Annotated in this window: 1 protein-coding gene; it reads right to left on the reverse strand. The window is 51.5% G+C overall.

Features of this window, described 5'->3' with window-relative positions:
- Nucleotides 1-262: tetratricopeptide repeat protein (locus LKK83_RS17190; RefSeq protein ID WP_324632476.1), on the reverse strand; the 262-nt coding region annotated here is incomplete at both ends.

The raw sequence follows: 262 nt of genomic DNA on the forward strand, positions 1-262 counted from the left end.
GTTTGTCCCCAATTTCTCGTGCTATCTCTAACGATTGCAGGAAGTATTGCTCTGCTTCGGCGTATTCTCCCAGATTCCGGTAAACATTTCCCAGGTTGTTGAGGGTTCTGCCTTCCCCCGCTTTGTCGCCGATCGCCCGATATATTTCCAGCGCCCGTTCCCACGATTGTAATGCTTCACGAAACTGACTTTGCCCATACTGCTCAATCCCCAGTTCCAACAATCGTTCCGCTTCCTGTTGTCGCTCTTCCACCGTTTGGGC

This window comes from Phormidium sp. CCY1219 (genome assembly GCF_035615515.1).
GTDB lineage: Bacteria > Cyanobacteriota > Cyanobacteriia > Cyanobacteriales > Laspinemataceae > CCY1219.